Source organism: Pseudomonas sp. SC3(2021) (assembly GCF_019856535.1).
GTDB lineage: Bacteria > Pseudomonadota > Gammaproteobacteria > Pseudomonadales > Pseudomonadaceae > Aquipseudomonas > Aquipseudomonas monsensis.
On the sequence record NZ_CP082236.1, the window covers coordinates 5661203 to 5685517 of the forward strand.

A 24315-nucleotide genomic window follows, 5' to 3' on the forward strand; every position below is an offset into this window, starting at 1 on the left:
CGATCAACCTGGTTGCCGAGAACGCCGAAGAACTCTGTGGGCGCTGGCTTGCCAGCGATAGCGGAGTGTCATTCAACAGAAATATCGACTGACCTGACGCCTTCGCGGGGCAGGCTCACTCCCACAGAGGGCTGTGTGGCAGTGAGATCTGCGCGGGGATTTAAATCGCTGGAATATTCAACGGCGCGGCCATGAACTGGCTGATCCGCGAGCGCAACCAACGCTCTGCCGGATCGTTGTCATGCACCCCGCTCCAGGCCATCGACAATTGCGCGGCATCAATCGGGAACGGTGGGTCTTCAGCGCGCAAGGCACAGCCCTCAACCAACGCGCACGCCGCGTAATCCGGCACGGTGGCGATCATTTCGGTGCCGGCGAGCAACGCCCGCAAGCCGCTGAATTGCGGCACGCCAAGGACCACACGGCGGGTGCGGCCGAGCTTGGCCAGATCCATATCGATATTGCCGCTCAGGTCGCCGGAAAACGACACCATCGCATGCGGCCGCTCGCAGTATTCGTCCAGCGTCAGTGGCCCGGGCCGGTTATCGCCACGCAGCACCTTGCAGGGAATGTCGCGCAGCTTTTTGCGTTTGGCGTTGGCCGGCAGATCGGTGGTGTAACTGACGCCAACGGAAATTTCCCCGGAGGCCAATAACGCCGGCATCAACAGGTAATTGGCACGGCGCACCACCACGACGATACCCGGTGCATCTTCCTGCAACTGGCGCAGCAAGGGCGGAAACAGACCGAACTCGGCGTCGTCCGACAGGCCGATGCGAAACACGTCGCAACTGCTCGCCGGGTCGAACTCCTTGGCCCGGCTGACCGCGCCGGAGATCACGTCCATCGCCGGTTGCAACTCCTTGAGAATCGCCAGTGCGCGGGCGGTCGGCTCCATCGCGCGGCCGTTGCGCAACAGCAACGGATCATCGAACAGATCGCGCAAGCGGCCCAGCGCCGCGCTCACGGCGGGCTGGCCCATGAACAGTTTTTCGGCGACGCGGGTCAGGTTCTTTTCGAACATCAACGCTTCGAAAATCACCAATAGGTTCATGTCGACGCGGCGCAGATCATTACGGTTCATGGGCGCTTTCCTTCTATGGCCAATCAGACGCAAGTGCAGCGCACTTTACGCGATCAACGGTGGTTTGAGCCCGAAGTTGTTCAGCAAATTAACAACGATTAACTCGTCAGCCCCAAGGCTCGGCCCAACAATGAATGCCTCTGCGCAGCGTTGTTTTTTGACTTGAGGGAACGCCGTCGTGCCTTCCCCACCGACACGGACACTGGCCATGGCTCACTCGCAACCCACCGTCGCCCTCGCCCCTGCCAGTCAATCGCGCAAAAGCGGGATTGGCGGACTCAGCCCGCAACGTGAACGACACGTCAAACAACTGATTCTCGAACGTCTGGGCGAAAGCCTGGAAGTCGCCGAACTGGCCCGTGCCTGTGCGCTGTCGCGCAGCCACTTCTCCCGCGCCTTCAAATGCAGCACGGGGTTTTCGCCACAAGACTGGATCCGTAGCCAGCGCCTGGCCCGGGCCAAGTTGCTGATCCAGCACACCGACCTGAGCCTGACGCAAATCAGCCTGGAATGCGGCTTCTGTGACCAGGCACACTTCTGTCACATGTTCACCCGCAGCGAAGGGATCAATCCGTTTGCCTGGCGCTGTCAGGTGATGCGGGACGTGCAAAACAGCCGAACAAAACCCGGTCGATTTTGAGCGTTGCAACACCCACCGTTGCGCGATCGCTCAAACCTGAGGATTATGCCCGGACACCCCGGAATAGAAGCCTGTGCGCTGCTGTCCCGACCGTCCGCCGCAACCCCGCAGGAGTCAGCTGTTGAATCGTTCCCCGAATCAGGCCTTCGGTTTCGGCCCCTATCGGATTTATCCAGAACAACGGCTGGTGCTCGAGGGCGACCAGCCATTGCGGCTGGGGCGGCGGGCGATGGATATTCTGCTGATCCTGCTGGCCCAGGCCGGCGAGGTGGTCAGCAAGCAACAATTGATGGCCGGCGTCTGGCCGGACAACGTCGTCGAAGAGATCAATCTGCGCGTGCACATGGCGGCCTTGCGCAAGGCACTCGGTGACGGCCAGAACGGGCAGCGCTATATCGTCACCGTGGCGCACCGCGGCTACAGTTTTGTCGCGCCGATCCTGCTCGAACCCATTAAGCAACGCCCTGCCGGCGACGCCGTCGGCCGCCACAACTTGCCGCTACGGCGCACACGCATGATCGGCCGCCAGACGCTGGTCGACAGCCTGATGAAGCAATTGCCGCGCCAGCGTTGCATCACCCTTGTCGGCCCCGGCGGGATCGGCAAGACCACTGTGGCCCTGCGGGTGGCCGAGCAGTTGATCGGGCGCTATCGCGACGGTATCCGCTTGCTCGATCTGGCGCCGTTGAGCGACCCGCGCATGATCTATTCGCACCTCGCCGCCCTGCTCGACATCCTGCTGCACGACAGCGAACCGCTGACCAGCCTGATCAACGGCTTGCGCGAACGGCAGATGTTGCTGGTGATCGATAACTGCGAACACTTGATCGACGCCGTGGCCCAGCTCAGCGAAAGCCTTTTGCGCGGCGCACCGCAGGTGCACATCCTGGCCACCAGCCGCGAGAGCCTGCGGGCCGAGGGCGAATATGTGCAGCGCCTGGAGACCCTCGATTGTCCGCCGCTGTCGGCCGTGACGGACCATGCGCAAGCGCTGGCTTTTGCCGCGCTGCAATTGTTCGCCGAGCGCGCCATGGCTGCCCATGAACACTTTGAACTCAATGATGCCAACCTGGCGCAGGCCATCGAAATCTGCCAGCGGCTTGATGGCATTCCACTGGCGCTGGAGCTGGCCGCCGCGCAAATCGACGGCACGGACCTGAGGGGTTTGCTGAGTCAGCTACAGGGGCGGTTACCGCCTCTGCTGCCGGGTCATCCGGAACGCCATGTAACGCTCCGTGCCACCCTGGACTGGAGTTTCAATCTGCTCAGCCAGTGCGAGCAGACCTGCCTGCGCCGGTTGAGCGTATTTCGCGGCGGCTTCACCCTGGAATCCGCTGCGGCGGTGATTGGCGGTCAACACATTTTGCCCGGTGAGGTATTTGGCTCGATTACGCAACTGGTGGCCAAATCACTGCTCAATGTCGAAGTCGGCGATGAAGAGGTGTTCTACCGCTTGCTCGATACGACCCGGCGCTATGCCCTGGAAAAACTCGATCACGTCGCCGAACTCGACGAAACCCGCCAGCGTCACGCCGAGCGGTGTCTGGTGTTGATGCAGCAGGCGCAGAGCGCGTGGGAACACACCCCGACGCTGGTGTGGATCGAACGCTATGCCCGGGGTCTGGAAGATTTGCGCGCGGCGCTGGACTGGAGCCTGAACGGAGCCGGCCCGGCGCTTCTGGCAATTGAACTGGCGGCGATCTCCGCACCGATATGGCAGGAATTGTCGTTGCTCAAGGAGTACGGCGGCTACGTGCGTCAGGCCCTGGCGTTGCTGGAACAGGCCGACAAGCCCTGCCCGCGCCTGCAGATCGCCCTGAAACTGGCACTCGGCAGCGCCTGCTATCACACCTGGGGCGGCACCCCGGAAACCATCGAGGCCTTTGCCAGCGCCCACGCACTGGCGCAGCAACACGGCGATGTCGCCGGACAACTGCGCGCCGTATCCGGGCACATGGCAGTCAACCTCAGTTGCGGGCAGTACCGGGCGGCTCTGGCGCAAAGCGAACAGTTTGACCGTCTGGGCCCGCACGGTGACCCTCTGTTGTCGCTGAGTGCGCACCGATTGCGTGTGCTGGCGTTGCATTACGCCGGCGATCAGCCGCAAGCACGCATCCATGCCGAACAGGTGATCCAGAGCATGACGCAAAGCGGTCACCTCAATCGATTTACCCACGGTTTTGGTGTGCAATACGATCAAAGCGTCGCCTCGCTGACAGTGCTCGCGCGGGTCCTGTGGATGCAGGGCTTCCCCGTGCAGGCCTGGCACACGGCGCGGCAGGCCCTGAACATCGCCGTACAAATCGATCACGGCACTTCGATTTGCTACACCCTGGCGCTGGCCAGTTGCCTGATCGCCCATTACAACGGCGACCGGCAGAACGCGCAGGCGCTGTTGCAGATGTTGCTTGAACAGTCACAGAAACATTCGGTGCTGTTGTTTCATACCTGGGCACGGCACTACGCGCAGGTGATCGAACCGGACAGCGCGACGCCACTGCCGGCGGATGACAGCGGCTTGATCAAGGAAATCATGGTGACGCTGGACGGCCGGTTCGTCGACGACGCGCTGCTGGAACGGGCCCGCAGCGGTGATGCCGGATGGAGCACGGCGGAGATCTTGCGGGTACGGGCGCAGCGGTTACTTGACGAGCAGTGCTGTCCGGTCGATCACCCTGGCGAGCCTGCTCGCGCAGGCGTACAGGCAAACACCGACAATACCGCCGAAGCAGAAAAAATCCTGCACCAGGCCCTGTCCGTCGCCCGGGCCCAAGGCGCCCTGGCCTGGGAATTACGTAGCGCCACCTCGCTGGCGCAGTTATGGCAGCGCCAGAACCGCTGCCACGACGCGCTGGATCTGCTGAATCCGGTCTACCAACGCTTCACGGAAGGCTATGCGACGCCGGACTTGCGCAAGGTCCGCCTGCTACTCAACGAGTTGCGCGGCCAGTTGTGCGCTTGATTCTTTGCGCATACGCCTGATGTACCGCGTGTGTCGCCGCTCGACGTCGAGCCTTTCACCACTGCCTTCAAGCTGCTCACGGGCGTATCGCCGCATGGTGTTGAGCATTCGATAACGCAGCGCACCGTTGCTCCGCTCCACCATCAGCAGCGACTTGCGGACCAACCCTTCGATAACGGTGATCAGCATGGAGCTGCTCAACGCCGGGCGCATGATTACCGCCAGCGCGGCCTCCAGGGTGAATGCGATCTTGAACACCGATAACTGCTGCAGCGCCCGTTGCTCCTGCTCGCTCAAGCGTTGGTAGCTCCAGTCGAGCGCGGCCGCCATCGACTGGTGGCGCGCCACCGCCGTGCGTCTGCCGAGGCTGAGCAGTTGCAGCCCGTTATCGACTTGCGCCTGCAAGCCCACCAGCGCCAGCGCGTCGATCTGCGCCGCGGCCAACTCGATGGCCAACGGCAAGCCGTCGAGCTGGAGACAGATCTCGCGCACGGTTTTCAAATCCTGCTCACGCAACCGGAAATCATGCTGGCGAACCCGCGCCCGACTGACGAGTAATTGCACCGCCGAGTACCCCATGAACTGGTCCGCCGTTTCGCCTGCCGCACGCTTGGGAATGGCCAGCGGCGGGATGTGCTGGACGGTTTCCAGAACGACTTGCAACGGTTCGCGACTGGTCACGAGAATCGACAGTTGCGGCGCGGCGTTCTGCAGGTTTTCCACCAGCCCGGCACAGGCTTCGCGCACGTGGTCGCAGTTATCCAGCACCAGCAGCGCATGGCGACGACAGAGCGTGGAAAAGTCGCAATCGAGGGTCTGCAACAGATAGGCAAGCAGCGCCGTATCAGTGTCGACCAAGGCCAGGTCAACCTGCCACACGCCATCGCGATAATGTTGCAGCAGCAGTTCCGCGACACGCAGCGCTACGGTGGATTTGCCGATCCCCGGTGCGCCGGTCACCGTCAGCAGCCGACACAGGGGCAGCTGTCGTACCAGACCGCCGACCAGCGAATCACGCCCGGTGACCGGGGTCAGCCGTGCGGGAAGATTGTGCTGGGGCGCTTGCAGGGTTTCGAAGACCACTTGCGTGACACTGTCGTAAAGCACGGGGGCAATAAAGCTGTAACCGCATTGCGGCACGTTGACGATGTAGCGCTGGCCGTTCTCACCATCACCCAGCGCCCGTCTCAGGGCAGCGATGTGCACGCGCAGATTGATCTCTTCGACGACCGAAGTCGGCCAGACCATGGCAATCAACTGTTCTTTTTTGACCACGCGCCCGGCGCGCTCGAGCAGCACCTGCAAAATGTCCATGGCGCGCCCGCCCATGCGCAACTGCCGATCACCTTCAAGGATCAGACGTTGCCGCAAATGAAACGCATACGGGCCGAAACGCAGCACCGACGCCGAGTTCGAATCGTTGTGATTGTCCATGCCAGTTATCTTGGCAGCGTCACGTGACGGCACAAGCACGATACGGGGCGCAACACGGACATCGGGGTGCCCCAGACGGACAGAACGGCTCTAGCTGAACTGTTCGCGGTACTGCGCCGGGGTCAGCCCGAGCCTTTCGGCGAACAGAAACCGCATGTGCCGCACACTGCCAAAACCGCTTTTGTAAGCCACGGTTTTCAGTGGCAGTTCACTGGTTTCCAGCAAGTTGCGCGCGCAATCAATGCGCGCACTTTGCAGAAACTCCATCGGTGTCATGTTGACGTCGCGGGCAAACAACCGGGCGAAATGCCTCGCGCTCATGTTGGCCAGCCCGGCCATGCGCTCGACCGTGAAGGCTTCATCAATGTGTTCAAGTACGTAATTCTGCACGCGGGTGATCGGCGTTTCATGCGGAGCGACCGCCGCCATCAATGGACTGAACTGGGCCTGGCCGCCCTGACGTTTCATCACCACCAGCAAGACTTTGGCCACGTCCTGGGCGAGCTTCTTGCCATGATCCCGGGCGACCACGGCCAGGGCCAGGTCAATCCCCGCCGTAACGCCGCCCGAGGTAATCAGATTGCGGTCTTCGACGTAGATCTGATCGGTCGTCACGTCAGCCTTGGGGAAACCTTTGACCAGACGCTCGACGTAGTTCCAGTGAGTGGTCACGCGATAGCCGTCAAGCAATCCGGCATGTCCCAGCACAAAGGCGCCGGTACAGATGGAGCCGTAGCGTTCGGCGCGCTGCACCGCTCCCGGTAGCCAGGCAAACAAAGCCGGAAACCTCTGGTTGTAAGCGCCCGGGCCGCCGGGTACCAGCAGCAAGTCATAGTGTTGGGCGGCATCCGCGATAGTTCGGTCAGCGTGCACCAGCACGCCATTGGACGCGCGTAACGGCCCGTGCTCGGTCCCAAGGGTGGTCAACTGGTAGTGGGATTGTGGTTGCAGATAACGGTTGGCCACTGAAAACACTTCCAGCGGCCCGGCCATGTCGAGCAGAAGAAAGTCGGGGAACAGCACCATTGCCACGGTTTTCATGGGGATGACATCACAAGAATCGAAGAGAAATAAATGCCTGGGTCAGGCTGTGCATTATGGCCAAATACATGACAACCGTTGGAAAAGAATATGGCGCCTACGTCACAAAAACTGTCAACTTGAAAAGGACAGTCTTACAATTTTCAGCTACTTATTGATCAAAAGAATAACCATTAACCTTCTTCTCACTCGGACGAATTCACGTCCTGACAGGAGATTTCATCATGCTGACCCTTCGCAAAGCCTCCGATCGTGGCCTCGCCAATCATGGCTGGTTGAAGTCGTTCCACACCTTTTCCTTCGCCAGCTACCGCAACCCGCGTGAACAGGGGTTCTCTGACCTGCTGGTGATCAATGATGACCGCGTCGCTGCCGGCAAAGGTTTTGGCCAGCACCCGCATCGCGACATGGAAATTTTTTCCTACGTGCTTGAGGGTGCGCTGGAACACAAAGATACCTTGGGCACCGGTTCCGTGATCCGCCCCGGCGATGTGCAACTGATGAGCGCGGGTAACGGCGTTGCCCACAGCGAGTACAACCATTCAGCCACCAAGCCTGTGCACTTCCTGCAGATCTGGATCGTGCCGGACGTGGCTGGCGCCAAACCGCGCTATCAGCAGGAGCACTTCGCTGCACAGAAAAAACGCGGTCGCCTGCAATTGATCATTTCGCCGGACGGCAGTGATGGCTCGTTGAAAGTGCGTCAGGATGCACGAGTCTTCGCCGGGCTGTTCGATGGCAAGGAAAGCGCCACTCTGCAATTGCCGGCCAATCGCTACGCTTACGTACATGTGGCGCGCGGCAGCGTTGAGCTCAACGGCCTGCAGTTGCAGGAAGGTGACGGCGTGCGGATTCGCGAAGAGCAGGCGTTGACCTTGAGCAACGGCGTGGATGCCGAAGTGCTGGTGTTTGACTTACGGCCGCAGGAGCTGCCGCAAATGCCATGAGGCGGTGCTTTGATGCCCATAAAAACGGCCTCCCGATGGAGGCCGTTTTTATGGCGGCGTCAGTGAGGGAAATGCCGAGGGTGTCGGTACGCTGATGTCCCTGCCCGCTTGAACGGCGGCCAGCGTTGTTTGCATCGCGACATACATATTGGCCTGATTCGCGTAATAGCCGCCGACGACGATGGCGACGATCCCGAGTAACTGGACCGCGGTGGCCGCCCAGACATTGGCCTTGACGGTCGATCCCTGCCTGGCAGCGTCCTCAACCCTCTTGGCAATTTCTCGCATCTCCTGCGAAATCATGTCGTAACGCTTGTCTCGCTCGGTTTGTGTTTTTTCTCGCTCGGTTTGCGTGTGGTCTCGCTCAGCCTGTACCTGATCACGCGTGTTGTCTCGCTCGGCTTGTACCTGATCACGCCTCTTGTCCCGTTCGGCCTGAACCGCCAGAAACTCTCGAAAGTCTGCCCGTATCCCCTCGACCCGAGCATCCATCCTTGTTTCGATGGTCTCGATCCTGGCGTTGAACTCGTCACGGCTTACGGCATTCATGGCTTGAGCGTTCTGACCTTTGCTGGATGGATCACTGACTGGATATTGACTGAATTCCCTGGCTTTCAATTCGACACCTTTTTGGGGTTACCGAGACCTTCCCTGGCCCATTGCCTCAGTGCGAGCCCGACGTCTCTCACCGAACTGCGGAAACAATAGAACTCCTTCCCACAGCCTACAAGCCGGCACATTCTGACTCGAGCGTAGGCCGTTTCGTCAGGTGATGTAGCCGGGGCAATACCGCCACTGCAGCTACTCATTCTCCAACGCAAACACATCGACAATCTGCTCGATCACCGCCCGCACCCGCGCGGTGTGGCGCAAGTCCGCATGGGTCACCAGCCAGACTTCATACGGCAGTGGTCGCGTACGCTCCGGCCATAATCTGACAAGACCGTCGCGCTCGCCCATGTAGACGGGCATTTCGCCTACCCCCAGGCCGGCGGCAATTGATCGGCGCACCAGCAGGCTGGAACTCAGGCTGGCAACGATGCGCCCGCGATGCAGCGGCTCGGAGACCAGCGTCATGTCCTTGTTGCCTTGCAGATACGGGTGGTAAACCACCAGATCATGTCCCTCGAACGCCGAGCCCTGCCGAGGAACCCCGTTGGCGTCGATATACGCCTGTGAAGCGAACAGGCCCACCGGCCATCGAGCGATTCGTCGGGCAATCAGGTCGGGGTTGTCAGGCCGCGTGTTGCGCACTGCGATATCGGCTTCGCGCTTGGCCAGGCTGAGAATCTGCGTCGAGGCATCCAGTTGCACGCGCACATCCGGATGCCGTTCGTGCAATCGGGCAATGGCCGGAATGAGGAAGTCGATGGCCAGCGAATCCGTGGTGCTGACGCGCACGTTGCCGGTCAGACGATCGTCCAGGCCCTGGATCCGGCGCTCCAGTTCAAGCGCCGAATGCTCCATTTTTTCCACACTTTTGAGTGCCGCCTCACCGACTGCCGTCAAGGCATAACCGTCCGGGGTGCGCAGGAACAATGTCGCGCTCAGGGACTTCTCCAGGGCGGTGATGCGCCGCCCCACTGTTGCCTGATCCACGCCCAGGACGCGTGCGGCGCCGCGCAACGTCGATTCGCGGCAAACAGCCAGAAACACCCGTGCGTCATCCCAATTCATAGCTGTCTCCTTGCGATGCATATTTGCATCGTTGCGCCGCCAAATCGCTGCGTTAACGCAGCAACGATAGCCGATATGCTGAGCGCCATACACCTTCCTCGGAATCGCTATCATGCGTACATCATCACCCACCGGTTTCTGGCTGCCGATCTTCGCCGGACTCTGTGCCAGCCTCGTCGGCATTGGCCTGGCACGCTTTGCTTACACACCACTGATACCCGAGCTGATTCAGGCCCGCTGGTTTTCCGCCAACGACGTGGTGTATCTCGGCGCAGCCAATCTGGTCGGCTACCTGGTGGGCGCCCTGCTCGGCCGGCCGCTGGCGCGGCATGTGGGCAACACATCCGCGCTGCGGTTTATGATGCTGGCCGTGACTGCGGCGTTTTTTGCCTGTGCGTTTCCGCTGTCCGTGAGCTGGTTCTTTGGCTGGCGGCTGCTGTCGGGCATTGCCGGGGGCGCGATCATGGTGTTGGTCGCCGCCACGGTGTTGCCGCATGTGCCGGCGTCACGCAAGGGACTGGCCAGCGGTGCGATCTTTCTCGGTATCGGGCTGGGCATTGCCGGCTCCGGCACCCTTGTACCGCCGTTGTTGAGCCTGGGTTTGCAGGACACCTGGCTGGGGCTGGGTGCGTTGGCGCTGATGCTGACGGCGCTGAGCTGGTTCGGCTGGCCTGACGATCCTGTGCACGCGGCTGCTTCACACGCCGTTGTCGAGCCTGAGTCGACACCTCCCGCCGTTTACGTCTTGTTCGCGCAATATGCATTCATGGCCGCAGGCCTGGTTCCGGCGATGGTCTTTCTGGTTGATTACGTGGCGCGTGGGCTCGGCGCCGGAGCGCATGTCGGTGCGCTGGTGTGGGTGATGTATGGCCTGGGCGCGATTGTCGGGCCGGTGAGTTACGGCTTTCTCGCCGACCGGTTTGGCGCGCGCGCGAGTATTCGAGCGGTGCTGGTGGTGCAAGCGATTGCCCTTGGATTGCTGGCGGTTACCCAGTCCTTCCTGGGGTTGGCGTTGTTGGCGGTGATCATCGGCTCATTCCCGCCAGGCATCGTGCCACTGGCGCTGGCGCGGGTGCATGAACTGGTGCCGGAACATCACCGCCAGCAGGTCGCCTGGAGTCGCGCCACGGTCTCGTTTGCCACCTTTCAGGCGCTGGCCGGTTTTGCCTATTCGGCGCTGTTCAATGCCACCGGTGGTCATCACGCATTGCTGTTCCTGATCGCTGGCGGCGCGATTGTCGTCGCGATATTGCTGGAGTTCGCGACCCATATCGGGCGCCGCACACACCCGCTGGCACACGCCTGCTGCGACTGACGGGAATCTTTGCGGCCCTGGCGCCTCCCATCTACACACCCTTTGCGAAGAGGTCTCACCATGTCTTCACCCAATGAAATGACGCGCATCGAAATCACCGAACCCGGTGGTCCCGACGTGCTGCAACCCAAATGTGTACCGTTGCCGGTGGCCGCCGAGGGCGAGGTGCTGATCCGCGTGCATGCCGCCGGCATCAATCGTCCGGACGCCCTGCAGCGTGCCGGCAAATATCCGATGCGACCGAGCATGAACCCGATCCCCGGCCTGGAAGTGGCCGGTGAAGTGGTCGCACTCGGAGCCGGCGTGACCGCGTTCGCCGTGGGCGACCGAGTCTGCGCGCTGACCAATGGTGGCGGTTACGCCGAATACTGCACGGTTGCGGCCGGCCAGACGCTGCCCATCCCCGACGGACTCGACTGGGTCCAGGCCGCCGCGATCCCGGAAACCTTCTTTACTGTGTGGGCCAACCTGTTTGGCCTCGGCGGCGCCAGCCGTGGGCAACGCGCGCTGATTCACGGGGGCACCAGCGGCATCGGCACCACCGCATTGATGCTGTGCCGCGAATTCGGCATCGAAGCCTTCGCCACCGCCGGCAGCCCTGACAAATGCGCAGCGATCCGCGAGCTCGGCGGCCAGCCGATCAACTACCGCGAAGAGTATTTCGCCACGGTCATTGCCGAGAAAACCGCAGGTCAGGGGGTGAATGTCATTCTGGATATCATGGGCGGCTCGTACCTCAACGATAATGTCAGCGCGCTGGCGATGGACGGCCACTTGGTGATGCTCGGTTTCCTCGGCGGCGCCCGGGCCAATGACGTCGATCTACTGGCGATCCTCGGCAAACGCGCGGTGGTGACCGGCTCGCTGTTGCGCCCGCGGACCACGGCGGAAAAAGCCGCGATTGCCGCGCAACTGCGCGAACACGTATGGCCGGCGTTGTCTGCCGGGCGCTGCCTGCCGATCATCGACAAGGTCTATTGGCTGAGCGAAGCGGCTCAGGCCCATGCACACATGGAAGCCGGCGACCATATCGGCAAAATCGTCCTGCGGGTGACCTGAGCCGTCGCAGCATTTTGTAATCGTTGCCCGTGGACAGTGGTCGAAAAATATCCCGCACGGGCCGAGGCATCTGGTAAAAAGCGTTCTTTGTCTGCACCCGGGTGAAACGTTTAATGTGGCTCTCGTTCATGACTCGTCTGCGTCGCCGCCGTTTGGCGTTCGCCTGCATGGCCGCGTTGGTTATCGGCGTGCCGACGAGTTGTGCCGTACTGGAACATACCGAGCGCAAACTGCTGTTTCGCATAGAACCGGGCACCGCTGGCTGGTATCACGGGTTACCCGATAGCGTGCAGGAGCTGGACCTGCAACCCAAGCGCTTCAAGGCCGGGCAGAACATCCATGCCTGGTGGTGGCCGGCGGAAAAAGCCAATGCGCCGGCCATTCTCTATTTGCACGGCGTACGCTGGAACCTGACGGGCCAGCTGTTTCGCATCGAGCAATTGCGCGCAGCAGGCTATTCGGTGCTGGCCATCGACTACCGTGGCTTCGGCCAGAGCAAGGGCGACCTCCCATCGGAAACCAGCGTTTACGAAGATGCACGCGTGGCGTGGGAACGCTTCAAACTGTTGCAACCGGATCCGGAGAAACGCCTGATCTACGGCCACTCCCTGGGTGGCGCCGTGGCCATCGACCTGGCGGCCGAACTTGGCCAGGACGCCGCGCGTCATCAAATGCCCCTGCCAGTGCGCGGACTGGTGATCGAATCCACCTTCACCTCGCTGGCAGATGTCGCAGCCGCCGTGGCCAACACCTCGTTGCCCGTGCGCTGGCTGCTGTCGCAGAAGTTCGACTCCATCGACAAGATCGCCGACATTCATATGCCGCTGCTGGTGGTGCATGGCCTGGCCGACGCGTTCGTGCCGTCGCGCTTCAGTGAGCAACTCTTCAACGCCGCGCAACAACCGAAACGGCTGTTGCTGGTACCGGGAGCCACGCATAACAACAGCATGGCGTTGGGTGGGCAAAATTATCGCAAGGCCATCAATGCGCTGATGCAGTCCCGGCCTTTACCGCGTGTGGCAGGCCCGGCGCTGGTGAAAGGCTCCCGCGACTCCTGACCTGCCATCAGTCGCTTGAATCAAAAAAATTGCAGCATCGGCTGGCAATTCAGCGCTCCAGGGCTTTGCTGGATGGAGTCACTACATGGTGCTAGCTTCGGCACACCCGGCCGCGCTTCGCCCTACTGCCTATTCGGGAGCCCATCATGAGAATCAACCCGTACCTGATCTTCAACGGCGACTGCCGCGCCGCCTTCACGTTCTACGAACAAGCCTTGCAAGGAAAACTCGAGGCAATGATGACCTTCGGCGAAACCCCTGCCGCCGAGCATGTCCCCAAAGAACACCACCACCTGATCATCCATACGTGCCTGAAGGTTGGCGACCAGATGATCATGGCCTCCGACACCACACCCGATCGCCCGACCCAGGGCATGAGTGGTTGCTCAATCTCGCTGAACGTCGACAGCATTGCCGAGGCCGAACGCGTGTTCAACGCACTGGCCAGCGATGGTCGCGTCGACATGCCGCTGGAAGCCACCTTCTGGGCTGTGCGCTTTGGCATGTTGGTCGATCGCTTTGGTGTGCCGTGGATGGTCAATTGCGAAAGCGAAAAATAACGCCCACGGTCCGTCAGGCATAAAAAAGCCCAACCGGTTCAGGTTGGGCTTTCGGGTTTAGCGCTGCGCCAATTCATGCCGCACGCATTGTTCGTAATAGGTCTGTTTGACCGCCGCAGGCTTGAGCTTCGAAGTGCTGTTGTACGTCTGCTCGGTAATCCCCATCGCGGTCATGCGCATCCACGGTTGCTGGAATTTGCGCACCTGCAGTTGCTTGCGCGCGCCATACAACGAAATACCTGACAACTTGGACTGCTGCGCTCCTGCGGCAATTTCAGAACCCCAGGTGCAGGCGAAACGGTGACTCTTGCTTAATTCCTTCGCCTGGACTCCCGAGGCGAGGACAGCCAGGGAAAGCGTTGCAACGGTTATGACAATCGTCCGCATATAGCCAACCTAACCTTTTGAAAAAAGGCGAGTTTGACGAGAGCTGAGCAACTCGGGGGCCAGCAAATTGCCGCCTCGCTGACGACTGTCGCTCCGCAGCCCAAGGATCCCTGGAAGAGATCCTCGAAACGGCGCGTCTGCATAAGCCTCAGGACAGCTGCGCTTCCCGCGTCTGTACGCTGGCCTTAGCACTGGCCAGCAGCTGACGGGCGACGTCAAAATAGGGGCGTTCGCCCCAAAGTGCCTGATCCCCCACGATGTACAGGTGTTTTTTGGCCCGCGTCACAGCGACGTTCAGCAAGTTCGGACTTGAAGCAGCCCAGTCAATCGCCCCCAAACGACGGGAATCGCAGCCCAGCACAAAGAACACGATATCGGCTTCCTTGCCCTGGAACGTGTGCACCGTGCCAATACAGGTACTGACCCACGAAACGAGATTGGTCGGGACCTGCACATCCGCCGGCAATGCCGCCCTCCATACCTGCTTATCCTGCAGCAGACTGACCAGGCCGGCCTTGACCTCGCGGAACGGGGTGATAATGAACACCGGCGGCAGTTCGGAAGCGCCTTCACTGGTAACGGACAAGTAGAGTCTGATCAACTCACCCAGCAACCGTTGCCCCTGAGCCTGGATGTACTTGGTGCCGTCCTGCGATTCGCCGCTTACATTCCACCAGGCACTGACCCCCAGTATCGGGTGGGCGGTAATGGTCGAGTCCTTGGCATGTTGCATACGCTTGGCGTAGGCAATGCGGTTGGAGATCTCGAACATGGGATTGTCACACCGGCGATGCATGACCAGTGGAATGCCAATGTACTTCTCGGGATCCAGCGGGTGCGTGACGCCCTGCCCGTAGCCCCGATCAGCAAAGGTTTGTACCGAATGACTGTCAATGGCGTAGCGTGAGCGCGAGTCGCCGAGCCAGAATGTCCCCAATTGCTCCAGCAGCCGGGTGGACTGCGTCACAACCGGTTCAATCTGCAACGGGTCGCCGACCACCACCACGTGCCTGGCCCGCATGATTGCTCCCACGGCGGCTTGTGGCGGAGCCTGACCGGCTTCATCAATGATCAACCACCCGAGGTCTTCCGCACCCAGTCCGGCAAACTGTGCGCGAATCGAGGCGAACGTGCTCGACACCACGGGTGTCAGCATGAAGAACCATTGCCACAGGGCACGGCGAGCAGGCGTCAAAGGCTGGCGCTCGAGCATCGCGGTCAGCGCGAAAATCAGGCTAGGGCTCGCCACTTCCAGAAAAAATGCTTCGTGCAACGTCATCGCCGCAACAAACAAATCGCTGCGGGCTTCGTTGAACCGGCTGCCCTGCCAGAACGCATGAGTCTGGTTGGCCTTGCTGTCCAGCGGTGTGCCGTCCCACAGATGAACGTCACACTCCGCGATCAATCGGGGCAGGTCCAGCAACTCACGCTCGAACTCCCGTACTGAATCAAGTTTCGTGCAGGCGTCCAACCATTGTTTATAGAGCCCTTTGCGAAACCACTGTGCCAGCCAGCGAAAGAACGACGGCCCCAGCTTTCGCTCGATCGCCTGCTGCTGACTTTTCAGGCGTTCGATCTGACGCGCAACCCCTTCAATCAGTACAGTCAGATTCTGCGGGCACAGGTCCGGTGCCGACGGCCACGTCGCCTTGATGGCAGGAAACGCCTTTTGCAACCGCTCATACAATTCGGCAAGCACCAGCAAACGATCACGCTGCTTATCGTGTACCTCGCGCGCCTTGAGGTAGCTTGCCTTGGCACTTTTGAAATCCGCTCGGCCTTTACCGGAACGATAGCGCCAATAGGTCATCGCACCGACGTCATCCCAACTGGCAAAGTCAACCTTATCCTTATTCAGAAACTGCTCGCCAGGCTTGTCCGCTGGCGTGGCGGCACGGTTGACAAAAATATCGCGGAATCGTCGACGATTGCTTTTCTTGCCCAGTGCCGCCGACACCAAACCCCAGACAGGTTCGGGCGTGACCCACGGTTTACTGTTTCGAGTACCCGCATAGCGGGTCGCCACTTCCTTGAAGTAACCCCAGTCGGCAAGCTTGGCACCATCGACGCCTTTGAGTTGCGGCAACTCCAGGGACAGGTTCTCCACCGCACCATTGTTCGTGGACGCGACCACCATTTCAAAACCGGTCAACGCTTCAGACAAGAGCGGAATCGAGAAACTCTTATTGCCGAACACCGCAGTCACGCACGTTTTACTGACACCATCTTCAGCCTTCTCCAATCGAGCCAAGGCATCCGCCCGCTCGACCACCAGATGTGCGATCAGGTCCCGTAGCAATGTCGTCTTGCCGGTGCCCGGTGGTCCATTGACTGCCAGTACTGCGCCCGTGGCCATTTCGCGCATGCTGTTCAGCGCAAACTGCTGCATCAACGATTGGATGTGCCTGCTTTGCGCTGGCCAGCGGCCGGTGATGCCTTTTTTCGGGTGCAGTGTCGCTTGAATCGTCTGCTGGCCAATCGCGGTATCCAGATCAGTTTTCTGCTGGTCGACCATCGACAGATAAGCCTGCAAGGCCCGTGGCGGCTGATCACTGTTCAGCAAATGTTTTGCCTGAGCAAGATCATGCACATAGAAGCTGTTGAGGATCGCCAAATCATCGACTGACGCCACTTCCGGCGTACTGTCAGCGTCTGCCTCCGATGTTGAGGTTTCGGTTGGCGTATCGCCAGGCTTGGGTAGCGGCCAGATATCCAGATAGGCCAGCTCCGCCTCTGGCGAGGCGAAGTCAGCCCATTCAACCACGCGCTGGACAACTTCCGTCACCCATTGCGCTCCCGGCAGCTCTCCTTTATGACGCGACCAGTCATCGGCAAGCGTACGTTTGAGCGTTCGCACGCTGTCGTCAAAACTCATTGCACACAGGGCACCGATATCCTGCTTGCACAACCGGCCAAGAGCCCAAGGCAGCGCAGAAACACTGAGGCCTTCGAAGTCAGGTTTACCGTTTGGATCAAGCGTCAGCCTGGCGTAACACGTCAGACCGACCGGCGCCATTTCGCCGTCCCGTACACGATTTATTTCACTGGTCAGAGGGCCGTCGACGTATTCCTCTATCAGCCGCGTGGCGTGGGATACATCGAACGGCAGCAGGTAGAGAACGCGGCGACGATCAAGGTACTGCTCCCACACGCCGTCTGTCAGGGACCGTTCACTGACCCGTTCGACGCTGCGTGAAGCCCTGGATTTTTCGAGGACCTTGTCCAAGTCATAGGCATTGAAAAACTCAACGCTGTGCCAAAAATCAAGCACGCGTTCGTGGTCGGCCATCGTCATGATGAATAAAAAATCCCTTACAAATTCCAACCTGAAGACACAGCGACCGCAGTTACCACACGAGGATAAAAGCAGGTCAGCCCGATAAGATGGCGAACAAGGTATCAGTAACCGTCCAGCACGCAAGTGCGGCGCCGCCGCTTTTCACACTCAGCGTTGCAGCATGAAGACTGTGTGTTCGAACCATGCCCCCCCACACCGCTCTTTAATGCCACTCGTCAGCCACGCTGCACCTTCACCAGAGATCCCCCATCAAACCAGTACATTCCTCGTGCTGGGAGCATCATCATGAACAAGACAATCGTAGCGCTCGGCTTGGCAGGTCTGCTTTCTACTTGCCCGCTACTGGCCTTCTCCGCAGACAAAAGTGCTGGATCAGCCGCCCCGCCTTCCGGTATTCCCGGTATCAACCAAGGTGGCTCTGAATCCAATACGGACAAGGCGGACAAGAAGGGAGAGGAGTCATCTGGCTCCAACTCAGGGGCGGAGAACCATGAAACAGAGAAAGATGCAGCGACTTCGAGTGATTCCCAGGACACCAAGAAAGCGCCTAAACCCTAACGTTGCTGGATCTCGCAGCTTGACGTGATCTGCAGCCTTCTCAGGCAAAAAATAGCCCGGCCAAATGCGGGGATTTTTTGTTCGCCTCGAACTTGATCCTTCTTGGCGTCGATCTACACTCTCTCGCACCGGCAGTAGCTCGTAACGGTGTTTTCCTGGGCCTCGTCTCACAGATATAAGGCTCGTGGAAAACTTTAGGAATGGATTCCGGAAACCATCGAATAAACGGGGCGTACTCCGAAAAGCCAAATGAGTAGGAATTTTAAATAGGGAGATTTAATTCATGACAGCTCAAGAACATCTTGTAGGTGGATGGACCCCTTATCACAAACTGACACCAAAGGATCAGGAGGTCTTCAAAGCAGCTTTGGAGGGCTTCGTAGGTGTTAGCTACACGCCTGAAGAAGTTTCTACTCAGGTCGTAAATGGCACCAACTACCGTTACCAGACAAAAGCTACGCTCCCAGGCTCACAAGACAGCTGGCAGTCGATCGTAGAGATTTACGCGCCTATTAACGGTAAGCCTCACATCACTCACATCCAAAAAATCTAACACTGTAATAAACTTCGGGTCCTTACATTCATGGGGCCCGAAGTCTGATTTGCTCCCTCACGCCAACCCTCCTTTGCGTTAACGAATATCGTGTTGACTTCTCGACTCGATCCCCGTGATTCCCCTGCTCCGTGGTGGCGGGCGTCGATGGTTCACGCTGCGCGCAGCGTGCCGGGCCGAAGCCTCCGCCCTTCTCCGCAAACACCGTGGTTGCGACTACTGCAAAGACGACATGGGGCGGTACGAACTGCCTTGCCGCCTCCTTCACCCTGATATGTCGAGGCAGTTCAGAAAGCGCTGCGGCAGGAACAGCAGCAGGTGGCTGCATCAATCATTTCTGATCGGAAGATCTGCCAATCTCCTCACGCGTAGGCATTGTCCAGTCAGAGACTCTTTTTTCGTAGATTGATGGTTCTGGCTTTGGCGTTTCGTAACAGAAAGCTAAAAAATAGATAGCCAGTGACAACGTCGCAACGCCTGCACGCCCAAGGGGATCCGCGTCTTTGGAGAGACGTCCGCCAGGTGCAACGTGGATCGTCGACCCCCGAATGTATGCAAACACTGCCTGACCGAAAAACACCTGCAAAATAAGCACTGTCCAAAAACTCTTCCAGTCTCCTGCGAATCGAGCAAATGCGTTTATAAGCGAGGCCGTCGACATCAACAGCAGTAACAAAAGCTGATAGCGCCTCAAAAACTTCATAGTTCCGTTTTGCGAATTCAAAACGCTTTCTCCAATCAATGAACTTTTAATTTGGCGTAGACAGGTATCGGCCAGAGTAAGCCGTTCCTAAATCGCGCTACTCCCTCCCCATTCAAATTCAGCCGCTATCGCGGCAAGGACGAAGTCATGTCTGAAGAAAGTAATTTCCATGAAGACACCTGGTCAGCCAATGACGAGATGTTCAACTGCGACAGCCTGAACGAACTGCTTAACGAGAACGACAATTTGGCCGTTGGCGACATCATCGAAATGCTCGGTGAGCGCGCGTATGACGACGTTGGTGAAGTCGCTGAGGACTGGCCAGATGTATCAGCCGAAGCCAGGCAGGAACTGGATGCGATCTTGGGGGCATGGGTCAGCAAGCATTGCGCCGCCACGTTCTAGCTAGTGCGCAACGTAGTCGAATACACGATCACGGACGAGGATCTTGCGGAGCAGGCCGCGCCATGATCACCAAGTGCTTACTCGGCTGCACCCTCTTCTTCTGGCTTCCATTGGTACTGACCATAAAGGCGGTGATCGGATGAGTGACTATTCAAAACTTAAGCAACTGGCCGAGGCTGCCGACCGCCAAATGCCAAGCCCTTGGTCTGTGCACCGCGACGGGATGGGGTCGGAGTTCCCGCCGCATCTCGATTAAAACTTCGGAGTTGACGACGATCGAGGCTGGGCGGTTGCTTGGCATGGAGTGGACCGCAACAGGGGAATATGGCTTGAGGAGGTAGCCGAATTCATGGCTGCCGCGAACCACACCGCTGTCCGAGCCCTTATCGTCGAGAACGAAGCATTGCGCAAGAAGTGAGACAACCTGCGCGAGACCGCGACGGCCTACTCGAAGCAAGAGCGCACCTAATATGACCGTCCTCGCCTGGCTCGCCTAAGTATTCATCTACACGGGGTCGAGATTATGGGTATAGAGGTCAGTCAGCACTCAGTCTCCGTTGTTTTCCTGGAAATACACCTCTCAGAACTACCGAAAGAGCCGCGGCTATGAAGGAAGCAGCAATGTTCGAAGATGAGTGAATCACACTGAGAAAATCACCGAAGGTCGCCGTCTCCGGATCAGCTTTCAGGAGAAACAATACGATGAAGCCGAGATAGCAGCTTAGAGCACACACCAAAAAAGCCTTCATTTCAGAGAGCGCAAAAGCTATGGAGCGTTGAGTTAACAGAACACCACTGTGAGCGGCGCTTCTTAGCGATTCGTAGAAATTCACAATCTGGTTCCTTCCATTGGTTGCTGGCTGACCAATAGTAAATCAACGCAAACCAAACCCCAATTTTCCTACATGCCTGCCGGTGAGCGGCGGGCGAGGAATTCTGCATGCCAAAAGTTATGCGATGGGTCGCAGACCAAAGTGCGGAACACGACTTTCGAATCGGGCCTGCCACATATGAGCAGGCAAAAAAGGCTGCAGGGTTCCGGCTTGATCGGCGGCGCAACTACTGGATTCCCGAGGTCGCGAGGCCGAGGAAGAAGGCGTAGTGACGCCTGGGTGTAGCGGTTGCAGTTGCGGATGTGAAGGTGGATGCGGTTGCGGTTGCGGCCCATCGTCCGTATGGAGTGAGTGCGGCTACACCGGAAAGCGCCGCTTCTACTTCGGCTATCCCGCTAAGTCGTCAGAACAGCGTAAAGAACTTCGCAATCTATACCCACCTTCTGCCGCCACGCGCGGCATGGAGCAATACCTCATGGCAAATCGAAGCGCGGCCCAGGTCGGGCCAATCCTCCCGCGCTTCATTCGCGCCGGCGAGGCATACGGCTACCAGAGTCGGCATCAACTATTGACGGTGGAGGATATGGCCTATCCATTATTCACCCTTACGCTTGAAATAGTGGCCCATAGCCGGTATTTGTGTGCGCCTCGAAAAGTAAGGACGCCCAACTAATGCGAATTCAACAAATCTCCCTCGTCGCCGCCGCTCTCGCCGCAGTCACCCTTTCTGGCTGCGTAACCGCTCCAACATGGACTAACAGAGGGCCGTCGACGATTGTCACAGCCAAAGGGATGATCTCTTGCTACGAAGACGCAAACATAATCGACGGAGAGCGGATGCAAGGCACCATCTGCGCCACTCCTGAATCCGGCTTCTTCGGCGGCGGCGAACCAGAGATCTACTTTGGGCCATGGAATCGGAAATTCATGAAGGAACCAGCAAGCACAACAACGGCAGGTGTGACACGAGACTATCAAGGGAAGAAGGTGTTTCTGCAGTGTGACCCGGTTCTTGCGCCTGGCACTAAGACTGAAACCGGGCGGGCGTGCAAAGTCACCGTCAACGGCCAGCTCCTAGTCACCGCCAATGTTGAATTCAAAAAATAGAACGTTCTGTGCCGCACTCACATGCGGCACACCTGCCTTCCCCGCCATCGAGCAGCACATCAATCAGCTTCTGCTCACCCAGGCGCATTGCACCCAAGCATTGAAGGTCGTCGCACTTGGTGCCGAGCCCGAACACCGTAACTTCGCCTTTCGGCCCCATGAGGGTCAGCGCGCCTACAATGCATTCCGGATGCACACCGGCATAGAAATCATCATGGCCTGCCCATAGTCCCCTTTGGGCTTGAAACAATGGCTTGTTGCCGGTATTAAGTCCGCGCAAATAACGGTGCAGAACTAAAGGTACGAAATGGAAAACCTGACAAAATTGCGAGTCGCGCTGACAATCGGAGCGCTTGTCGGGCTTCTGCCAATCACCCTCCTCTTCGCAGCTGGCATCGTGGCTCTGTTCATTCCACTCTTTTTCGTCATCCCAGAGCCCCCTCTAGTCCTACTGGGAGGTTTAGGCGCATTTATCATCTCGCTGCTTGGGATATGGTCAGCCTGGAAAATTTATGCCCTTGCGATGGCAGCCTCACCAAACGTGCGCAACCCTCGATCACTTGCATTGGCTGCTGTGGTAGCCATGATCTGGGGCATGTTTCTCGCCTACTACCTGCGCGGGCTTCCCGAACTCACATGCATATTCCTAATGCCTGGAATAGTCTCAACAGCCATGCTCGCCGTTACGCTGAAAAGGCAAAGAGCCTGACGCAGGTGGCACACCGGCTAACGTCTTTCATTTGACGCGACACAATTTGCACTCTCGCGAAACGTGTCGCGACTTACTTGGATCGTCGCTCGATCCCACCCGGCGCCTTGTCACAGCGCAGGCAGTGCTCACAATTCAGCGTCCGGCAGAGCCAGGCCTTCACCCGCTGCCACCAGATGACCATGAAGATGTGGCGCATGCCGGCAAGTGCCAATGAGACGTGCAGCGTGATCCCGGCGATGGTCGTCGGGCCCATCATGAAGATGTTCTGCTCCCGGCTCATCACGACGAACCCACTGATGGCGACCGCCGAATAGATCAGCTTGCAGATGACACCGTCCCGCACTCGACCGTTCAGAACACACCAGGTCGCCCACACGCCCACAAGGCAATCAAGCCGCAGGCGATGGAGTTGATCAGCTCAAGACTCATGGTGGATTGCCTCCCCCAAACCGCTGGCGAATGAGCGCCCAGAGGTCAGCGGCTTTGATGGCTCGGTTAATGGCTGCGAGCAGCGATCCGCCGAATGTGCCAAACAGGGACCCGACTGCGCAACCGAAGCCGCTCAACGTCGGGACTTCGGCGCCTGAGGCGGTGGGCGTAGTAACACGAACGAGTGACATCAAAGACTGCGCAAAGCCAATCGACCGGCTCTTGGGTACTTAACTGATCAGTCAGCGCGTGCGCTCGTGCTCTTCAGACATCAAGAGCGCGGTAGCCTTTTTTAAAATGGATTTCTCCCGCTCAAATCGAGCGATTCGAGCTTCCAATTCCTGGATTTTCTATTGCTCTGGCGTCAGCTCTTTACTCTGCGGAGTAACGCCGGTGCGCTCCTGCTGAAGCTGATTAACCCAGCGGCGCAACGCGGACTCAACCACACCAGGCGAGCGGCTGGCTTCGATATGGCTATGGCCTTGATTGAGCACGAGGCCTGCGGCCTCGCGTTTGAATTCAGCGGAAAAAGAACGACGTTGTTTGGTCATCAGACACCTCTATCTGGCGAGCATTCTCGCCTAAATGGGTGTCCGGTTTCATTAACCACTACATTGTGATCTCGCACGGTGAAGGTGAAGAAGTAGAACGAAATTTTTTCGTCCTCAATATCCCTCAGCTCGTACCGGATTCTATCCAGACCGTCGTCGATGCGAGTCACGATGAGGTCCATGAATTGGGTTAATCCGCCACCGAAGCCGCTTAGGTTTAGTGCGCTGACATCATGAAAAACAGCCGACACACTTTCGGTTTCTGGGTCTTCTGAAGAAGACATAGTCAGCGTGAGGTTGTATTTGAAATCCACCATTTCGAGCCGCATCGAAGCTACGCAATTGTGCTCGAAAAAGAGCTCGTTCAAGCGAGACAGCTCCATTTACGAACCCGATGACAAATCAAGTGCTGCACTCAGCGCAGCAAGCGCTCCTAGGATCAGCTTCATGCAGGTCACTCCTGTGGGAAAGGTTGCAAGATATCATTGGAGTTGCAGAAACCAAAAAGCCCAGCGGGTGGCTGGGCTGTTCCTCAAAAACCTACGTTTTTAAAAATCAACGAAGTCATCGAGAGGGCCTTTGGTCAGGCCATTCTTTGCGTCAGATTTAGCCTTTCTCGCATCCGCTGCTTGTTTCCGCGCCTTTTCGAGATCTGCCAGACGATCATCAATTGTCGGATCGAAATAAGATTGCATATCCGGATCTGCGTGGTATGGATCATTCTGCATGTCATCCCAAAGCTGTTCCAGATCTTGGGAACTATGAACGCCCAGCTTCGCATTTTTCTTGATCCAAGCTTCGCGGTGCTCTTCCATTTCTTGTTCAGCCTGCTCCACCATCAAATCACTGCCGTAACCCATTGGAACTTCCTTACTGAAGGTGGATGTAGCACCAATATACGACTTGGATCCAACTCTCGTCTAGCTGTACGAATCCTCAGTAACGTCCCGCCTCCCACCGATAGTAGCCTCTTGCCTTTATCCGAAATTGACAAGGAAGATC

General features: G+C 58.6%; 23 protein-coding genes and 3 pseudogenes. 12 read left to right on the plus strand and 14 right to left on the minus strand.

The genetic code is table 11. The annotated features are described in order from the left end of the window. Positions 1-160: 160 nt before the first annotated feature. Positions 161-1084 carry a LysR family transcriptional regulator gene (locus K5Y35_RS25135; protein WP_222833256.1) on the minus strand — a complete coding sequence of 308 codons (924 nt, stop codon included), beginning with the start codon at positions 1082-1084 and terminating at the stop codon, positions 161-163. A gap of 208 nt (positions 1085-1292) precedes the next feature. Here K5Y35_RS25135 and K5Y35_RS25140 point away from each other — a divergent pair, with 208 nt between their 5' ends. Together K5Y35_RS25140 and K5Y35_RS25145 are read left to right on the plus strand one after the other, a co-directional pair. Then, positions 1293-1724 carry a helix-turn-helix domain-containing protein gene (locus K5Y35_RS25140; RefSeq protein ID WP_123463286.1) on the plus strand — a complete coding sequence of 144 codons (432 nt, stop codon included), beginning with the start codon at positions 1293-1295 and terminating at the stop codon, positions 1722-1724. Positions 1725-1845: 121 nt separating this feature from the next. Beyond that, positions 1846-4686, plus strand: a complete 2841-nt coding sequence (locus tag K5Y35_RS25145) for an ATP-binding protein (RefSeq protein ID WP_222833257.1) — start codon at positions 1846-1848, stop codon at positions 4684-4686. Here the strand turns inward: K5Y35_RS25145 and K5Y35_RS25150 are convergent. Both K5Y35_RS25150 and K5Y35_RS25155 read right to left on the minus strand, forming a co-directional pair. Beyond that, positions 4651-6120 (minus strand): ATP-binding protein, encoded by a 1470-nt coding sequence (locus tag K5Y35_RS25150; protein ID WP_222833258.1) that lies wholly within the window; start codon positions 6118-6120, stop codon positions 4651-4653. The genes K5Y35_RS25145 and K5Y35_RS25150 overlap by 36 nt on opposite strands. Positions 6121-6210: 90 nt before the next feature. Then, on the minus strand, positions 6211-7161 hold the full coding sequence (locus K5Y35_RS25155) for a GlxA family transcriptional regulator (protein ID WP_123463291.1): 951 nt from the start codon (positions 7159-7161) through the stop codon (positions 6211-6213). Between the two features lie 224 nt (positions 7162-7385). On the opposite strand from K5Y35_RS25155, the gene K5Y35_RS25160 reads away from it, so the two are divergent. After that, positions 7386-8108 (plus strand): pirin family protein, encoded by a 723-nt coding sequence (locus tag K5Y35_RS25160; protein WP_123463293.1) that lies wholly within the window; start codon positions 7386-7388, stop codon positions 8106-8108. Between the two features lie 48 nt (positions 8109-8156). Here the strand turns inward: K5Y35_RS25160 and K5Y35_RS25165 are convergent, their stop codons facing one another. Together K5Y35_RS25165 and K5Y35_RS25170 are read right to left on the minus strand one after the other, a co-directional pair. Continuing rightward, complete coding sequence (locus K5Y35_RS25165; protein WP_225931069.1) at positions 8157-8726, minus strand: hypothetical protein; 570 nt, start codon at positions 8724-8726, stop codon at positions 8157-8159. A gap of 183 nt (positions 8727-8909) precedes the next feature. Next, a complete protein-coding gene (locus K5Y35_RS25170) occupies positions 8910-9785 on the minus strand; it encodes a LysR family transcriptional regulator (protein WP_222833259.1) in 876 nt (291 codons plus the stop codon). A gap of 112 nt (positions 9786-9897) precedes the next feature. Between K5Y35_RS25170 and K5Y35_RS25175 the strand changes: the two genes are divergently transcribed. The 4 genes from K5Y35_RS25175 to K5Y35_RS25190 all read left to right on the plus strand — a co-directional run bounded on the left by K5Y35_RS25175 (position 9898) and on the right by K5Y35_RS25190 (position 13777). Next, a complete protein-coding gene (locus K5Y35_RS25175; protein ID WP_222833260.1) occupies positions 9898-11100 on the plus strand; it encodes a YbfB/YjiJ family MFS transporter in 1203 nt (400 codons plus the stop codon). 60 nt (positions 11101-11160) lie between these two features. Further along, on the plus strand, positions 11161-12159 hold the full coding sequence (locus tag K5Y35_RS25180; protein ID WP_222833261.1) for an NAD(P)H-quinone oxidoreductase: 999 nt from the start codon (positions 11161-11163) through the stop codon (positions 12157-12159). Between the two features lie 113 nt (positions 12160-12272). Further along, entirely contained in the window at positions 12273-13217 is a 945-nt protein-coding gene (locus K5Y35_RS25185) for an alpha/beta hydrolase (protein WP_222833262.1), read from the plus strand. A 146-nt stretch (positions 13218-13363) separates the two neighbouring features. Then, entirely contained in the window at positions 13364-13777 is a 414-nt protein-coding gene (locus tag K5Y35_RS25190) for a VOC family protein (RefSeq protein WP_186747794.1), read from the plus strand. Positions 13778-13834: 57 nt separating this feature from the next. On the opposite strand, the gene K5Y35_RS25195 is transcribed toward K5Y35_RS25190, so the two are convergent. Both K5Y35_RS25195 and K5Y35_RS25200 read right to left on the minus strand, forming a co-directional pair. Next, on the minus strand, positions 13835-14164 hold the full coding sequence (locus K5Y35_RS25195) for a hypothetical protein (RefSeq protein ID WP_123463306.1): 330 nt from the start codon (positions 14162-14164) through the stop codon (positions 13835-13837). A gap of 148 nt (positions 14165-14312) precedes the next feature. Next, a complete protein-coding gene (locus K5Y35_RS25200) occupies positions 14313-17459 on the minus strand; it encodes a DEAD/DEAH box helicase (RefSeq protein WP_222833263.1) in 3147 nt (1048 codons plus the stop codon). Between the two features lie 288 nt (positions 17460-17747). Here K5Y35_RS25200 and K5Y35_RS25205 point away from each other — a divergent pair, with 288 nt between their 5' ends. The 3 genes from K5Y35_RS25205 (at position 17748) to K5Y35_RS25215 (ending at position 19681) form a co-directional block, all read left to right on the plus strand. Next, positions 17748-18020, plus strand: coding sequence for a hypothetical protein (locus K5Y35_RS25205; protein WP_222833264.1), 273 nt, complete (start codon positions 17748-17750; stop codon positions 18018-18020). A 283-nt stretch (positions 18021-18303) separates the two neighbouring features. Continuing rightward, the gene (locus K5Y35_RS25210) at positions 18304-18573 is read left to right on the plus strand and encodes a hypothetical protein (protein WP_128613883.1); all 270 of its coding nucleotides are present in this window, start codon (positions 18304-18306) and stop codon (positions 18571-18573) included. An 850-nt stretch (positions 18574-19423) separates the two neighbouring features. Beyond that, complete coding sequence (locus K5Y35_RS25215; RefSeq protein ID WP_222833265.1) at positions 19424-19681, plus strand: hypothetical protein; 258 nt, start codon at positions 19424-19426, stop codon at positions 19679-19681. Between the two features lie 536 nt (positions 19682-20217). Here K5Y35_RS25215 and K5Y35_RS25220 read toward each other — a convergent pair. Further along, positions 20218-20514, minus strand: coding sequence for a hypothetical protein (locus tag K5Y35_RS25220; protein WP_222833266.1), 297 nt, complete (start codon positions 20512-20514; stop codon positions 20218-20220). 837 nt (positions 20515-21351) lie between these two features. Between K5Y35_RS25220 and K5Y35_RS27980 the strand changes: the two genes are divergently transcribed. After that, complete coding sequence (locus K5Y35_RS27980) at positions 21352-21621, plus strand: hypothetical protein (protein WP_259741293.1); 270 nt, start codon at positions 21352-21354, stop codon at positions 21619-21621. Here the strand turns inward: K5Y35_RS27980 and K5Y35_RS25230 are convergent. Continuing rightward, a complete protein-coding gene (locus K5Y35_RS25230) occupies positions 21611-21871 on the minus strand; it encodes a hypothetical protein (RefSeq protein ID WP_261991220.1) in 261 nt (86 codons plus the stop codon). The genes K5Y35_RS27980 and K5Y35_RS25230 overlap by 11 nt on opposite strands. A 57-nt stretch (positions 21872-21928) precedes the next feature. Between K5Y35_RS25230 and K5Y35_RS25235 the strand changes: the two genes are divergently transcribed. Beyond that, positions 21929-22330 carry a hypothetical protein gene (locus K5Y35_RS25235; protein WP_123463317.1) on the plus strand — a complete coding sequence of 134 codons (402 nt, stop codon included), beginning with the start codon at positions 21929-21931 and terminating at the stop codon, positions 22328-22330. 73 nt (positions 22331-22403) lie between these two features. Here K5Y35_RS25235 and K5Y35_RS25240 read toward each other — a convergent pair. The 5 genes and pseudogenes from K5Y35_RS25240 to K5Y35_RS25255 form a co-directional block, all read right to left on the minus strand. Further along, a pseudogene (locus K5Y35_RS25240) lies at positions 22404-22762 on the minus strand (hypothetical protein). After that, a pseudogene (locus K5Y35_RS27985) lies at positions 22759-22878 on the minus strand (MFS transporter); the annotation flags it as partial. The pseudogenes K5Y35_RS27985 and K5Y35_RS25240, both read right to left, overlap by 4 nt. Beyond that, positions 22871-23313: pseudogene (locus K5Y35_RS25245) on the minus strand (transposase); the annotation flags it as partial. The pseudogenes K5Y35_RS27985 and K5Y35_RS25245, both read right to left, overlap by 8 nt. After that, positions 23313-23681 (minus strand): hypothetical protein, encoded by a 369-nt coding sequence (locus K5Y35_RS25250; protein ID WP_261991221.1) that lies wholly within the window; start codon positions 23679-23681, stop codon positions 23313-23315. The gene K5Y35_RS25250 and the pseudogene K5Y35_RS25245, both read right to left, overlap by 1 nt. Before the next feature lie 180 nt (positions 23682-23861). After that, positions 23862-24173 (minus strand): hypothetical protein, encoded by a 312-nt coding sequence (locus tag K5Y35_RS25255; RefSeq protein ID WP_222833267.1) that lies wholly within the window; start codon positions 24171-24173, stop codon positions 23862-23864. Positions 24174-24315 lie beyond the last annotated feature (142 nt).

Bases quoted from the DNA above. Each gene is read 5' to 3' on its own strand.
- K5Y35_RS25190 (WP_186747794.1), top strand. From the start codon at position 13,364: ATGAGAATCAACCCGTACCTGATCTTCAACGGCGACTGCCGCGCCGCC.
- K5Y35_RS25135 (WP_222833256.1), bottom strand. From the start codon at position 1,084: ATGAACCGTAATGATCTGCGCCGCGTCGACATGAACCTATTGGTGATT.
- K5Y35_RS25210 (WP_128613883.1), top strand. From the start codon at position 18,304: ATGACAGCTCAAGAACATCTTGTAGGTGGATGGACCCCTTATCACAAA.
- K5Y35_RS27980 (WP_259741293.1), top strand. From the start codon at position 21,352: ATGCAAGGCACCATCTGCGCCACTCCTGAATCCGGCTTCTTCGGCGGC.
- K5Y35_RS25205 (WP_222833264.1), top strand. From the start codon at position 17,748: ATGAACAAGACAATCGTAGCGCTCGGCTTGGCAGGTCTGCTTTCTACT.
- K5Y35_RS25150 (WP_222833258.1), bottom strand. From the start codon at position 6,120: ATGGACAATCACAACGATTCGAACTCGGCGTCGGTGCTGCGTTTCGGC.
- K5Y35_RS25200 (WP_222833263.1), bottom strand. From the start codon at position 17,459: ATGACGATGGCCGACCACGAACGCGTGCTTGATTTTTGGCACAGCGTT.
- K5Y35_RS25155 (WP_123463291.1), bottom strand. From the start codon at position 7,161: ATGAAAACCGTGGCAATGGTGCTGTTCCCCGACTTTCTTCTGCTCGAC.
- K5Y35_RS25160 (WP_123463293.1), top strand. From the start codon at position 7,386: ATGCTGACCCTTCGCAAAGCCTCCGATCGTGGCCTCGCCAATCATGGC.
- K5Y35_RS25140 (WP_123463286.1), top strand. From the start codon at position 1,293: ATGGCTCACTCGCAACCCACCGTCGCCCTCGCCCCTGCCAGTCAATCG.
- K5Y35_RS25180 (WP_222833261.1), top strand. From the start codon at position 11,161: ATGTCTTCACCCAATGAAATGACGCGCATCGAAATCACCGAACCCGGT.
- K5Y35_RS25235 (WP_123463317.1), top strand. From the start codon at position 21,929: ATGGAAAACCTGACAAAATTGCGAGTCGCGCTGACAATCGGAGCGCTT.
- K5Y35_RS25255 (WP_222833267.1), bottom strand. From the start codon at position 24,173: ATGGGTTACGGCAGTGATTTGATGGTGGAGCAGGCTGAACAAGAAATG.
- K5Y35_RS25195 (WP_123463306.1), bottom strand. From the start codon at position 14,164: ATGCGGACGATTGTCATAACCGTTGCAACGCTTTCCCTGGCTGTCCTC.
- K5Y35_RS25185 (WP_222833262.1), top strand. From the start codon at position 12,273: ATGTGGCTCTCGTTCATGACTCGTCTGCGTCGCCGCCGTTTGGCGTTC.
- K5Y35_RS25175 (WP_222833260.1), top strand. From the start codon at position 9,898: ATGCGTACATCATCACCCACCGGTTTCTGGCTGCCGATCTTCGCCGGA.
- K5Y35_RS25215 (WP_222833265.1), top strand. From the start codon at position 19,424: ATGTCTGAAGAAAGTAATTTCCATGAAGACACCTGGTCAGCCAATGAC.
- K5Y35_RS25170 (WP_222833259.1), bottom strand. From the start codon at position 9,785: ATGAATTGGGATGACGCACGGGTGTTTCTGGCTGTTTGCCGCGAATCG.